Genomic DNA, 14,118 nt, shown 5'->3' on the forward strand with positions numbered 1-14,118 from the left:
TGTGGCTGTGCTTGATACACAGGCTGTACCGATTGTTGAAAAGTAGGTTGTTGCACTATTGGTTGTTCGCTTTGGAAACTGAATTTTTCCCCGCAATATTTACATTGAGATAATGTGATATCAGCAGGTGCACCACATTGTGGACATTCGATATTGCTCATGTTAATACCTCCAATTGTTTTCTAAGTACATAGTCGAAAAATTAGTGTGATTAAAACTGTTAAATGGGATGAACCTGAGCACCACAATTATTACAAAACTTAGAATTAACATCTATTTCTTGTCCACATGAACAAACCGGTTTCAGTAAACTAGTTCCACAAGTACTGCAGAATTTTGAAGATTCTTCGTTTTCATTGTGGCAGGAATGACAAGTAATAACTTTTCGCACTAAATTTTCTCCACATAAATTGCAAAACTTACTGCTAGAAGAAATACTGCCATGACAAGAAGGACAAATCTTATGCGTAGGCTGATGACCAGGTTGCTGTACTTGTTGGTTCATCATGGATGTCATGCCTTGTCCTACACTCAAGCCAACTCCACCAGTTGCAAATATACCAGCTACTCCATTTTCATTTGATGCGGCTGACTCATAAACATCAAAGCTACGTTGGGTAACATAACGATTGTCTCCCATAATTTCAAACTTAGCTTTATCCTGTAAAATTTCATTAATTTCTTCAAAATCTTCTTCAGGGAAATTAATAGATTGAATATGGAAATTCGCTGTTATAAAGCCATACTTAATAAATTCTTCAGATACTTTTTCTTTTAAACTATTTGAAATGTTTTGAAGCTCTGGCGTTATTTCCAACGCAGAAATTTTTTCATTAATAATCTTATTGGCTAGTTCGGTTTTTACAGATGTAATAAGAGAACCTTTAAAATAATCCTGTACTTTTTCGAAGCTAACAATATCATCTTTATTCATAGAGCCGATCACTTCTGAAAAGAATACTAAGTAATCATCAAGTCGTAGAGCTAATTGCCCAAATGCTCTTATACGCAATTTTACAAAGTATTTTGGATCAATTAACTGAATAGGATCAGTGGTTCCCCAATATAAATCCATTTTCACAGTGAGATTAATAAAGTAAATCTCTGCTGAGAAAGGAGTTTCCCCTCCATATGCTAAATTTACAATGTTATGAAGTATCGGTAGGTTATTCGTAGATAAAACGTGTGTTCCCGCATTAAAAACATCACACATTTGACCACCTTTTACAAAAATGGCTACTTGTCCTTCATGGACGATAAGTGTGGTACCAAGTACTAACTTGTCAGTTGGATGCTTGTAAATTAACCAATCACGTGAGCGTAATCCGTCAAATTTCACTCTATCAAAAATAGGCATGAACATTAAACCCCCTATTTATTTACTAATAAATCAAAATTATAACTAGTTATATTCTCCCTTTTGAGTTTATGTATGTCAATGTTTTATCGCGCAGAAATTTGGTGCTGCCATATTAAAAAAGTGTCTTCATAATGAAAGACACCTACTTTTTATATTCACATTTTATATTCATTCGGCTATTCCCTTTCAGCCATTGCTGCTTGTCTTGCCTTTTTCTCTGCCTTCTTTCGTTCACGTAAAGCTCGGAAAAAATCGGTAAGGATTTGTCCACATTCATCAGCTAAAATTCCTTCAGATACTTCGCATTCATGGTTAAAGCGAGCATCATTTAATAAACGATAGAGTGAATCTACACAGCCTGCTTTCATATCCCTCGCACCATAAACGACACGTGGTACACGGGATTGTAGGATTGCACCTGCGCACATGGGGCAAGGCTCAAGCGTAACGTAAAGTGTTGTTTTTTCGAGACGCCAACTGCCAATTTTTCGACAAGCCTCTTGAATAACCATTAATTCAGCATGTGTTGTTGCATTTTGTGTTGTTTCTCGTAGGTTATGAGCTCTTGCAATAATTTGCCCATCATAAACAAGGACAGCCCCTATAGGTACTTCCCCAAGTATAGCTGCTTTTTTTGCTTCCTCTAATGCTTGTTTCATAAATAGACGATCTGTTTCAAAAATATCCACTAAATATCTCTCCTTAAAAGTAGTTTATCCTGCTTAATAGGTAATTGCTACTTTTAACTTCATGCAGAATTCCAAAGCATGATGTATTGACATTCCTAAAATAACCATTTATATTTATATATGAGCACATGCTCATATATAAATATAAATTATTGGGGGTAAACTAATATGGATGAACAAATAAAAATAACGAATGTGGAAAATAGTCAGCATTTAGACGATGAGACATTATTCGTTGTGTCACAAACTTTTAAGGCATTAAGTGACCCGACACGAATCAGAATTTTAAATTTACTATGCGCAGATGAGCATTCCGTCAACGACATTGCTGAAATTTTAGATTTAGGACAATCAACCGTTTCTCATCAATTACGGTTTCTAAAAAATTTGCGATTAGTGAAATTTAGACGAGAAGGTACCACTTTATATTACTCCAAAGATGACGATCACATTATGAATTTATTGAAGCAGGCAATTGAGCATGCTGCACATAACTAAAGAACGGAGGAATTAATGATGGGACATAATCATGATCATGGCCATGATCATACACATGGCGCTAATAAAAAGGTGTTAATAGTATCATTTATTATTATTACTAGTTATATGGTTGTTGAAGCAATTGGTGGTTTTTTAACGAATAGTTTGGCTCTTTTATCGGATGCCGGTCATATGTTAAGTGATTCCATCTCATTAGCTATCGCCTTACTTGCGTTTGTTTTTGGAGAAAAAGCAGCAAGCTATAGTAAAACATATGGATATAAACGATTTGAAATATTAGCGGCAGTATTAAATGGCGTTACATTAATTGGGATTGCATTATTTATTTTCTATGAAGCGATCGAACGTTTTGCAAATCCTCCTGAAGTGGCTACTACAGGTATGCTTATTATTAGTACAATTGGTCTTTTGGTTAACATCTTAGTTGCATGGATTATGATGCGTGGTAGTGATACAAAGGACAATTTAAATATGCGTGGGGCTTTTTTACATGTACTGAGTGATATGCTTGGATCCGTAGGGGCTATTGTGGCCGCCTTACTAATTATGTTTTTTGGTTGGGGATGGGCTGATCCTCTAGCGAGTGTTATTGTCGCCTTATTAGTAGTAAGAAGTGGCTACTATGTTACAAAATCCGCTATTCATGTCTTAATGGAAGGAACACCTTCAAATGTCGATGTTCAGGAGATAATTCAATTAATTGAACAAACCGATGGGATAGAAAGCATCCACGATTTACACATCTGGACAATTACTAGTGGAACCAATGCTTTGTCTTGTCATGCAGTTGTAAATAAGCACTTAAACATTGTAGATGGTGAGCATATTCTACGAAAAATTGAACATAATCTTGAGCATAAGGGTATTAAACATGTAACCATTCAATTAGAAACGGCTTCCCATCCACATGAAAGCTCGATTTTATGTCAATTGAAAAATGTTCATGAACATCATCATGAATAAAAAAAATTTTATGGCTTGCATACCCTTCGTGGGTATAGTATGATGAAACTGAAATAGGAGGTGTAGTGAATGGAGGACATAGTAAAAGAGGATGCTTGTCATACAGAGGGAGCTACGTCTTGTCGAAAAAGCCATCACCCTGAGCGTGTAAAAAAGGATTTAACAACTCGTTTAAACCGTATAGAAGGTCAAATCCGAGGCATTAAGGGAATGATCGAAAAAGACGTTTATTGTGATGATGTTATTACGCAACTATCTGCGACGCAATCAGCTTTGAATAGTGTAGCGAAAATTTTATTAGAAGGTCATTTAAAGGGTTGTGTTGTGGATCGTCTATCGGAGGGCGATGATGCGGTTTTAGATGAATTAGTAGTAACGATTCAAAAGTTAATGAAAAAATAGATGTTTATAAAAAAATTAAAAGGAGAGATTTATTATGCAAAATGTAACATTAAATGTACAAGGAATGTCATGTGGTCATTGTGTAAACGCGGTTGAAAAAAACGTTGGTGCTTTAGCTGGTGTTGAACAAGTAAAAGTAAATTTAGCAGAAGGTTTAGTTGATGTTGCATTTGACGATGCACAAGTATCACTTGATCAAATTAAAGAGACAATTGATGATCAAGGCTATGAAGTAAAATAAAATTTGTAGAGTGCTTCTGTGGCACTCTCTTATTTTCAAAAATATATACCCCCAGTCGGTATAAGGAGAGGTGAAAGGTAAATGAGTTCTGATCATAAGGAAGCTAATTTGCAAATTACAGGGATGACATGTGCGGCCTGTGCCACTCGCATAGAAAAAGGGTTAAATAAAATGGATGGAGTAGAACAAGCAACAGTTAATTTAGCGCTTGAAAAATCATCTATTAAGTACGACCCAGCAAAGCTAAGTGAAGCAGATTTTGAAAAAAAGATAGAAGCGCTTGGCTATGGAGTAGTTAAACAAAAAACTGAACTTGATATTACAGGAATGACATGTGCGGCCTGTGCTACTCGAATAGAAAAAGGATTAAATAAAATGAGCGGCGTATCATCTGCCAATGTCAACTTAGCTCTTGAAAAAGCAATGATTGAGTTTAACCCATCAGAGGTGAACATTGCAGATATTATTGCTAAGGTTGAGAAGTTAGGATATGGCGCTCATCAAAAAGCAGATGAGCAGGAAACAGAGGATCATCGAGAAAAGGCTATTAAGCAGCAACAACAAAAATTTATTTTATCAGCTATTCTATCCCTACCACTGCTCTGGACTATGGTTGGACATTTTTCATTTACATCGTTTTTATATGTGCCGGAAATCCTTATGAATCCATGGATTCAAATGGTGTTGGCTACACCCGTACAATTTATTATTGGTAAGCAGTTTTATGTAGGGGCATATAAGGCATTACGAAATGGCAGTGCAAATATGGATGTACTTGTTGTGATGGGGACATCAGCGGCTTATTTCTATAGTGTTTATCAAGCAATCGTGACGATAGGATCACATCATGGCCCGCACCTCTATTTTGAAACAAGCGCTGTATTAATTACATTAATTTTATTAGGTAAATTATTTGAGGCAAAAGCAAAAGGACGTTCATCTGAGGCGATAAAAAAACTGATGGGACTTCAAGCCAAAACAGCCATTGTTGTACGTGACGGTCTAGAGATGGAAGTGCCTTTAGAAGAAGTGATGATTGGTGATATCATCCTAGTTAAACCAGGAGAAAAGATACCCGTTGACGGAGAAGTTTTAGAGGGAACAACGGCTGTTGATGAATCCATGTTGACAGGAGAGAGTTTACCAGTCGATAAAAAGCAGGGCGATTCATTATTTGGATCGACTATTAATAAAAATGGTTTTATAAAAATGACAGCGACAAAGGTTGGTCGTGATACGGCACTAGCACAAATTATTAAGGTGGTAGAAGATGCTCAAGGATCAAAAGCACCGATTCAACGTTTAGCAGACCAAATCTCAGGGGTTTTTGTACCAATTGTTGTGGGCATTGCGATTGTGACATTTATAGTTTGGATTATTTGGGTACGTCCAGGAGAATTTACGCCTGCTTTAGAGGTCTTAATTGCAGTACTTGTAATTGCTTGCCCATGTGCACTTGGTTTAGCCACACCGACCTCTATAATGGCTGGTTCGGGTCGCGCTGCTGAATTTGGAATTTTATTCAAAGGTGGCGAGCATTTAGAACAAACACAAAGTATTGATACGGTCGTTGTAGATAAAACAGGGACAGTGACACATGGTAAGCCAGTACTAACGGATGTTCTTTTAGCGCCAGACCAAGAGGAAACACGCTTTTTATCATTAATTGGTGCGGCTGAGAAACAGTCGGAGCATCCACTTGCAGAGGCGATTGTTCATGGTATAGAAGAACGTGGGATTGCTTTAGGGGAAGTTCAATTTTTTGAGGCTATTCCAGGTTACGGTGTGCAGGCAACAGTCTCAGGTCAAGGTGTTGTCATTGGTACACGAAAATTAATGCAACAGTACGGCATCCAGCTGGATGATATTTTACCAACAATGGAGCAACTAGAGCGAAATGGCAAAACAGCGATGTTGGCCGCAATAAATGGCCAATATGCGGGGGTAGTGGCTGTTGCTGATACAGTAAAAGATACGTCTAAGGAAGCCATCCATCGTTTACAGAATATGGGCATTACAGTCATCATGATGACGGGAGATAATGAACGTACAGCCCAGGCAATAGGCACAGAGGTAGGCGTGAACCAAGTTATTGCGGAAGTTTTACCTGAAGGAAAAGCAAATGAGGTGAAAAAACTTCAAGCCCAGGGTAAAAATGTAGCAATGGTTGGCGACGGTATTAATGATGCACCTGCGCTGGCAACGGCCAATATTGGTATGGCCATTGGTACAGGGACAGATGTGGCGATGGAAGCGGCAGATATTACGTTAATCCGTGGTGATTTAAATAGTATTGCGGATGCCATTCTTATGAGTAGAAAAACAATGCGTAATATTAAACAAAATCTGTTTTGGGCATTTGCTTACAATACATTAGGTATTCCGATTGCTGCAATTGGTCTGCTTGCTCCGTGGGTGGCAGGTGCGGCAATGGCTTTTAGTTCTGTATCGGTTGTATTAAATGCTCTACGTTTACAGCGAGTGAAATTGTAAAGATGAAAAGGCGTTGGGATGCATATTCTCAATGCCTTTTTTCTATTTATACGGAGGGAAATCTCCTGCTTAATTTTCTAGAATAATAGGTTGATTCTGTTTTTCATTTTCTCACTATGATAAAATGAAAGGTACTGACTCATTTATGTAGAACACAATGATCGAATCCATAGAACAAAAGGAGGAGCTTCTGGTGACGGTTCCATTTGTTACGGTAGAAGGTCCGATTGGTGTTGGTAAAACCTCTTTATCAAAAGAGATAGCGGCGACATTTAATTACCATCTATTAAAAGAAATTGTAGACGAAAACCCTTTTTTAAATAAGTTTTATGAAAACATTGAGGAGTGGAGTTTCCAAACGGAAATGTTCTTCCTTTGTAATCGCTATAAGCAATTAACGGACATTAAAAAATTCCGATTTGCTCATGCCAAGCCAGTTGTAGCAGATTATCATATTTTTAAAAATTTAATATTTGCGAAGCGTACACTGGCATCTACCGAATACGAAAAGTATGAGGAAATATATAAAATATTAACAAAAGACATGCCTGTTCCTAACGTAGTTGTTTATTTACATGCAAGTGTTGAAACATTGATGAAACGCATTGCCATGCGTGGACGAGATTTTGAAAAAATGATATCACGCGATTATATGGAGCAGCTCGTAACCGATTATCATTCTTTTATCGAACATTTTGAGAATATGCATCCTGAAATACCAGTTATTCGATTTAATGGAGATCAGCTCGATTTTGTTAAAAATCCAGACGATTTAAATTATGTTTTAAAAATTATTAAGGATACGTTACAAAAAAGGAGTTTGCAATAATGAATTTAAGAGAGAAATACGATATTCCTCCACAAACGGTCATCACGATTGCCGGTACTGTAGGCGTAGGAAAGTCTACGATGACAAAAGCTTTAGCAGAAGCATTAAATTTCCGAACATCATTCGAAAAAGTAGATACAAATCCGTATCTTGATAAATTTTATGAGGACTTTGAAAAATGGAGCTTCCATTTACAAGTCTACTTTTTGGCAGAGCGTTTTAAGGAACAGAAACGTATTTTTGAGTATGGTGGAGGATTTATACAAGACCGTTCTATTTATGAAGATACTGGGATATTCGCTAAAATGCATTACGATAAGGGAACAATGAGCCCAACAGATTATGAAACATACACAAATTTATTTGATGCTATGGTCATGACACCGTATTTCCCACATCCAGATTTACTTGTTTATCTAGAGGGGCCGATTGATGCTGTTATTGGGCGTATACAAGAACGTGGGCGTGCAATGGAGCAACAAACGCCAAATGATTATTGGATAGAAATGCATGAACGTTATGAAAACTGGGTTAATAATTTTAATTCCTGTCCAGTTCTACGTTTAGATATTAATGATTATGATTTATTAAAAAATCCGGATGCAATTGAATCAATTGTGAGCCGTATCAGTCATATGCTAAAACAAACAAGCCATTTAAGAAAATAGAAGAGCAAGAAACGACCAAAGAACGTGAAACAATACATAGCCGATTGTTTCACGTTTTTTGAATAGGAGGGATTACTATAAGAATTGCAGTGTATTGCGGATCTGGTATAGGTAAAAGTCCAGTGTATGGGGAGAAAGCTACAGAGCTAGGTACAGTATTAGCTAAGCACGGACATAGTGTTGTTTACGGTGGTTCCAAGATGGGGTTAATGGGAAAGGTCGCAGATGCTGTTTTAGCCGCAGGTGGAGAGGTTATTGGTGTTATGCCAACCCATTTACAAAAGCGGGAACTGGCTCATGCTTCATTAACAGAAATTCATTTTGTTGAGTCTATGCATATTCGAAAAGCTAAAATGGTGGAGCTGGCTGATGCATTTATTGCTCTTCCAGGAGGTGCAGGAACTTTAGACGAATATTTCGAAGTTTTTACTTGGGCACAAATTGGCCTTCATGAAAAACCTGTCATTTTATATAATGTAAATGGTTTTTATGATGCACTCTTACAGCATTTTAAAATAATGCTAGAGGAAGGATTTATACGACCTGAACAAAAGTCCTTTTTCCGTATAGCAACTACTCCAGAGGAAATAGTACGTTTACTAAAAAAACATGGGTGAACATTGCCCATGTTTTTTATAATATAAAATAAACGGTAAAAAATAGAAATGGATGAGGTGGATTATGCAAGGTGCAGATACTCAAGTAACCGATGATTTAGTAGTACAAGCCATTGAACGAAATATAGCAATTATACGTTTTGATATGGATCGAAGGGTAGCCTATGTGAATGAACTATTTGCTAGAACATTAGGCTATACAGTACAAGAGATGTTAGGAAAGAATCATAAAGATTTTTGTTTACCAAATTTCGTTCACAGTGCAGCATACGAACAATTTTGGCGCAATTTAGTAGCAGGAAATAGTTATCAGGACAAAATTGAGAGAATTGATGCAAATGGCCAAAGGATTTGGCTTGAGGCTACGTATATGCCTGTTTTCGCTAACCACACAAATAAAGTAATTGGTGTTTCAAAAATTGCTACAAATATTACTGAACGTCAAAATGAAATAACAAATGTAGCCGATCAATTGAAGGAAATGTCTAATGAGCTTCATCAACGCTCAGAGGCTGGTATTCAAAATAGTCAAGAATTACTGAGCACCATTCAAGCGGTTTCTCAGGAGTCAAAAGAAAATGTTAGCAATCTGGCACAGCTAAAAAATCAATCTGTTTCCATTAAAGTGATTGTGAAAACCATTCAAGAAATTGCTTCCCAAACAAATTTATTAGCTTTAAATGCAGCTATTGAAGCTGCACGAGCTGGGGAGTATGGCCGAGGCTTTGATGTAGTGGCAAAAGAGGTGCGCAAGCTTTCTGTCAGGGTAGAGCAATCCATTTCAGAGGTGAAGGATCATATAGAGGGGATAGAGCGGGAAATTAATCAAGTGACAGACAGTATTACAAAGATAGCTGAAAAAGTAGAAAAAACAAATGAACAAATTACTATTACAACTAAAGATTTTAATGAAATTGCATCTGCGGCTGAAGCTTTAGACGAGCAGTCCAAGCAATTTATTGAAATTATTTAACGTTGCATATTGCCCATCCGCAGACTAGATGGTGGACTAATTTACAATATTTTGGTAGATGTGTTGAAATAGTATAAGTTTTTTCATTACAATATTTGTGTAAGACGTTCATTAATCATAATAGGGGTGTTATGGATGACAAAAGTGGAAGTAAGTTTTCAGCATCTACCAACAACAGCTATTTCAGATGCGACAGGTGGACATACGAATTTGTGTAGTACGATTAAACCTCTAGCCAATCATTTTAAAGTTGCTGGGCGTGCGGTAACTGTACGATTACCAGATGGTGAAAATGGTGCAGTGTTGGAGGCTATTCAAGCGGCTAATGAAGGAGATATTTTGGTTATTGATGCAAAAGGAAACACCAATCGAGCGGTAGCAGGAGATTTTGTGGTGTCCTTAGCAAAAGGTATTGGTGTACAAGGCTTTGTAGTTGACGGTGTAATTCGTGATATTGCCGCTATTCGTGAGCTAGATTTCCCTGTATTCGCTTTAGGTACTACAGTAGCTGCTGGTAATAAAAATGGTGGTGGCAAAGTAAATGTTCCCATTGCCATTGGAGGAGTAACAGTTCACCCAGGCGACTATATAATTGGAGATGTGGATGGTGTCATTGTTGTATCACAGCAAGATGCTGAAAAAGTGATCGAAGCTGCGGAGGAAAAGATACTAAAAGATGAAAAGCGTGCTCAAGAAGCACATGCAAATGGCAAAGAATCCATTGTTGCATATTTAAATAAAGTGCTTGGAAAATAAAAAAACGCTCACGATGCCATCCAACATCGTGAGCGTTTTTTATTTTATGCTAAATTTTCATTTTCATTAAAATAATTCTTCATTTTTTCGCGATCAAAACGGCCTTCCCATTTCGCCATAACTAATGACGCTAATGAGTTACCAATTACGTTAACAACTGTACGTCCCATATCAAGAATACGGTCAATACCAGCGATAAATGCTAGACCTTCTAACGGAATGCCGACAGTACCTAAAGTGGCTAGAAGCACTACGAAAGATACCCCTGGAACCCCTGCAATCCCTTTCGATGTAACCATCAATACAAGCATTAACGTAATTTGTTCACCAATGCTTAGGTGAATACCGTACATTTGCGCAATAAATAATGCTGCAATCGCTTGGTATAGCGTTGATCCGTCTAAGTTAAAGGAGTAACCGGTTGGGATAACAAAGGATACAATATCCTTCGGAGCCCCTAATTTCTCCATTTTTAACATAATACGCGGTAATACAGCTTCAGAACTTGCTGTTGAGAATGCTAAGATTAGCTCATCTTTCAGCACTTTAATTAAATAGAAGATGCTGATTCCTGCGAATTTTGCCACAAGGCCAAGAACAACAAAGATAAAGAATAACATAGTTGCATAAACAAGAATGGCTAATTTGGCAAGTGGTACCAGTGAGGCAAACCCATATTTGGAAACGGTTACACCAATTAAACCAAATACCCCGATTGGAGCAAACTTCATTACGAGGTTAGTTACCCAGAACATCGCATCTGCTACCCCTTGGAAGAAGTCTAAGACTGGCTTTCCTCGATCGCCAACAGCTGCAACTCCTAAACCAAAAATAACTGAGAAGAAAATAATCGCAAGCATATTACCCTCAGCCATAGACTGAATAATATTTGTTGGGACAATACCTACAATTATATCGAAGGGCCCCTCATGCTGTACTTCCTCAGTCGTTGTAACATATTTCGAAATATCTCCTTGAGATAATTCGTTCATGTTTATTCCTGCACCAGGTTGGAAAATATTAGCGGAAAGTAATCCGACTAAAATAGCTACAGTCGTAATAATTTCAAAGTAAATAATGGATTTCCCGCCTAATCGCCCAAGCTGCTTCATGTCTCCAGTACCAGCAACACCTACGATTAATGTAGAAATAATAATCGGTACAACAATCATCTTAATAAGATGTAAAAAGATATCCCCTAATGGTTGTAAATATGTCTCAATCTTGGGGTTTCCATAAAAAATACCACCAACAATGATCCCTAAAATCAAGCCGATTAAAATTTGAGCGGCTAGACTGATTTTAAATTTCTTCTTCAAACCCTTTGTACCCCCTGATATTAAATTTTTAGGACACGCCTTACTTTAATAATACGGAGGACTTATGGAATCCGACAAAATCCGAGAAAATTAATTTAATTTTGTTAAAATGTCTGAATATAGCACTTGAATAAACTTCTTAATATTTACCTTTGCTTTACGATTGTCATGGTCTTCAATCTGAGTCATGAGTTGACGAATTTCTTTAAAATCGAAGTAGCGAGGGGCATAGTATTCAAACTCAGAGTTGGTGTAATCGACAACACCTAAGTTTGCAAGATTAATCATGGCAGCTAATATCGTTCTGCGCACACGCTGTTCTATGGCTTTACTTTCCTTTAAAATGTCATCAGGTGTAGCCTTTGTTACAGCAGCGATTTCTTCATAAAGCTCCTTTAATGGAGGGAGGGGTGCAATCTTATGCTGATGAGCAAGTAAAGTTTCGATAATAGCTATAATATCCTCGCTCCCAATCTCACCGACAATACCCATATCATTTAATATGGACTGAATATGGTCTCGTGAAGTTGCTTTATTTGCTTTTTGCTCACTTAATTCAATATTTGTAAGTGATTGACGAATAACTAACAATGAATTTTTCAGCCGAAATTGTTCTGTAGTTTTTTTCAAAACATTTTCAACCTCAATGCGGTTAATCGGTTTATGAATGAAGAAATCTATTCCCTGCTCATAAGCCTCACCAACCATTTCTTTATTCACAACCTGAGAAATCATTATAAATTGACCCTCAAAGCGATTTTGAATAAGATGTTCGACTGTTGCTATACCATCAAGCTTTGGCATCAGTAAATCGATTAGCACAATCTCAGGCTGGGTCATTAAAATTTGTGGTATGGCATCCTCTCCATTGCGAGCTTCGCCAATCACTGTACCTAACCCACTATCTTCAATAATTTGTTTTAACATGACACGACTTGCGCGATCGTCGTCTACAATAAAATACCTCATTTAAGTCTCTCCCGTTTGAATAGTTTGCGTAGGAATTATGATTTTAAACGTTGTGTATTGATTGTTTGATTCAACGGTTATGGAGCCTTTTAATTTTTCTATTAGTTCAGCAACATGTGAAAGGCCAATCCCAGTAGCTGCGACACCTTCTACATTATATTTTGTGGTAAATCCAGGTTCAAAAATAATAGAAAAATCATTTTGTGAAATTCCCTTTCCATTGTCACATATTGTTACTACAGTATTATCCTCTTGTCGTTGAATAGCAATAGAAATGATACCTTGTTCTTCGATAGCCTCCACTGCATTGGCAGTTAAATTATTTAAAAGCGCAAGCAGTGCAATATGTTCCTTTGTTTGAAAATCGAAGTCTATACTTGTTTCAAACTGTATATTCTTCCCAAGTAATTCAGCGTACTTACTATTGCCGTCTTCAATATAATGTAATAATTCTGATAATATAAAAGGCCCGAAGCTTCTCTCACCAACAATCTTTGAAATGCCCGCATAGATGCGTTGTGAATCCTTTTTCACTTCATGAATTTCCTGGGCAATATGAAGAGCTTGCAAGCTTTCCGCTCGATATCCTTGAGCTTTTAATTGCCGATATAATTCAAAACCGCTAGCTGTTATGGTTTCAATATGGTTCATGGATTTTTTTAAATACAGAGTCTCAACGTAGAGGTCAGATCCAATATTCAGCATCTCTTGTACACGTTTTTTTTGTTCGGCGATCAATATAGAGCTATATATACCAACTACAAAAAAGCTTCGTAATAAGGCCACTGCTAATAGGATCAAAAGGTCGTGAAGAAATAAAAATGTATAAGTTTGTACAAAAAACCGGAAAATTTGTTCGGCTAAGTTACTAATGACCTCACTAAAAGCGACGAGTAAACCAAGCTTTAGTGGTTTTTCTCTATATGTTTGAACATCTAAAATTTGTAGGCATATAGCAAACAATACATAAAATAATCCTGCTGGTAAATGGTTAAATATGCTCTCTAATACGGGTATATCGTGTAAATAGGAATTAAAAACACGAAAAATGATTGTCACTATACTTGTAGCAAACCCAGCTAAAATAATGGGAGTGGGTTTAATTAATGTGCATAAGAAAAAGATAATGGTGCCTAAACCAAAGCGAAATGTCGTATTGGCAAACGGCATAATTTTAATTTCACTACCAATTGCGGTCAAAACAGCAATCAAAATAACCCAAGTGAGGGAAGTGCGAGCTATATTTTTTTTCGATGGCAATTTGACAACCTCCCATAAGCGATATAATAAAAAAATACCACAACCGAGACGGAAGTGGTATTTAACAAGTCATACATA

General features: G+C 37.0%; 15 protein-coding genes. 10 read left to right on the forward strand and 5 right to left on the reverse strand.

Annotation, left to right across the window (positions count from 1 at the left end; genetic code table 11):
• Positions 1-220 precede the first annotated feature (220 nt).
• A complete protein-coding gene (locus MKY88_RS00140) occupies positions 221-1,357 on the reverse strand; it encodes an SPFH domain-containing protein (protein WP_340812820.1) in 1,137 nt (378 codons plus the stop codon).
• Positions 1,358-1,536: 179 nt separating this feature from the next.
• Positions 1,537-2,049, reverse strand: a complete 513-nt coding sequence (gene tadA, locus MKY88_RS00145; protein WP_193833513.1) for a tRNA adenosine(34) deaminase TadA — start codon at positions 2,047-2,049, stop codon at positions 1,537-1,539.
• Positions 2,050-2,217: 168 nt separating this feature from the next.
• On the opposite strand from tadA, the gene MKY88_RS00150 reads away from it, so the two are divergent.
• The 10 genes from MKY88_RS00150 (at position 2,218) to MKY88_RS00195 (ending at position 10,492) form a co-directional block, all read left to right on the forward strand.
• The gene (locus MKY88_RS00150; protein WP_025117719.1) at positions 2,218-2,547 is read left to right on the forward strand and encodes an ArsR/SmtB family transcription factor; all 330 of its coding nucleotides are present in this window, start codon (positions 2,218-2,220) and stop codon (positions 2,545-2,547) included.
• An 18-nt stretch (positions 2,548-2,565) separates the two neighbouring features.
• A complete protein-coding gene (locus MKY88_RS00155; protein WP_193833514.1) occupies positions 2,566-3,513 on the forward strand; it encodes a cation diffusion facilitator family transporter in 948 nt (315 codons plus the stop codon).
• A gap of 69 nt (positions 3,514-3,582) precedes the next feature.
• Positions 3,583-3,915 (forward strand): metal-sensitive transcriptional regulator, encoded by a 333-nt coding sequence (locus tag MKY88_RS00160; RefSeq protein ID WP_008179668.1) that lies wholly within the window; start codon positions 3,583-3,585, stop codon positions 3,913-3,915.
• Between the two features lie 34 nt (positions 3,916-3,949).
• The gene (copZ, locus tag MKY88_RS00165; RefSeq protein WP_036121975.1) at positions 3,950-4,156 is read left to right on the forward strand and encodes a copper chaperone CopZ; all 207 of its coding nucleotides are present in this window, start codon (positions 3,950-3,952) and stop codon (positions 4,154-4,156) included.
• 81 nt (positions 4,157-4,237) lie between these two features.
• Positions 4,238-6,649, forward strand: coding sequence for a heavy metal translocating P-type ATPase (locus MKY88_RS00170; RefSeq protein WP_193833515.1), 2,412 nt, complete (start codon positions 4,238-4,240; stop codon positions 6,647-6,649).
• A 193-nt stretch (positions 6,650-6,842) separates the two neighbouring features.
• Positions 6,843-7,478, forward strand: a complete 636-nt coding sequence (locus MKY88_RS00175; RefSeq protein WP_193833516.1) for a deoxynucleoside kinase — start codon at positions 6,843-6,845, stop codon at positions 7,476-7,478.
• Positions 7,478-8,146 (forward strand): deoxynucleoside kinase, encoded by a 669-nt coding sequence (locus MKY88_RS00180; RefSeq protein WP_008179676.1) that lies wholly within the window; start codon positions 7,478-7,480, stop codon positions 8,144-8,146. The genes MKY88_RS00175 and MKY88_RS00180 overlap by 1 nt, the downstream gene beginning before the upstream one ends.
• Before the next feature lie 89 nt (positions 8,147-8,235).
• Complete coding sequence (locus tag MKY88_RS00185) at positions 8,236-8,763, forward strand: LOG family protein (protein ID WP_445669159.1); 528 nt, start codon at positions 8,236-8,238, stop codon at positions 8,761-8,763.
• A 64-nt stretch (positions 8,764-8,827) separates the two neighbouring features.
• Entirely contained in the window at positions 8,828-9,736 is a 909-nt protein-coding gene (locus MKY88_RS00190) for a methyl-accepting chemotaxis protein (protein WP_328205603.1), read from the forward strand.
• Between the two features lie 135 nt (positions 9,737-9,871).
• Positions 9,872-10,492 (forward strand): RraA family protein, encoded by a 621-nt coding sequence (locus tag MKY88_RS00195; RefSeq protein WP_328205601.1) that lies wholly within the window; start codon positions 9,872-9,874, stop codon positions 10,490-10,492.
• A gap of 44 nt (positions 10,493-10,536) precedes the next feature.
• Here MKY88_RS00195 and MKY88_RS00200 read toward each other — a convergent pair whose 3' ends face one another.
• The 3 genes from MKY88_RS00200 to MKY88_RS00210 form a co-directional block, all read right to left on the reverse strand.
• Positions 10,537-11,811, reverse strand: a complete 1,275-nt coding sequence (locus MKY88_RS00200; protein ID WP_008179685.1) for a cation:dicarboxylate symporter family transporter — start codon at positions 11,809-11,811, stop codon at positions 10,537-10,539.
• Between the two features lie 90 nt (positions 11,812-11,901).
• Positions 11,902-12,780: a response regulator gene (locus MKY88_RS00205; protein WP_008179686.1), complete on the reverse strand. Its 879-nt coding sequence runs from the start codon at positions 12,778-12,780 to the stop codon at positions 11,902-11,904.
• Complete coding sequence (locus MKY88_RS00210) at positions 12,781-14,040, reverse strand: sensor histidine kinase (protein WP_193833519.1); 1,260 nt, start codon at positions 14,038-14,040, stop codon at positions 12,781-12,783.
• Positions 14,041-14,118 lie beyond the last annotated feature (78 nt).

Origin of the sequence: Lysinibacillus sp. FSL R7-0073 (assembly GCF_038009065.1) — a bacterium.
Taxonomy (GTDB): Bacteria; Bacillota; Bacilli; order Bacillales_A; family Planococcaceae; genus Lysinibacillus; species Lysinibacillus fusiformis.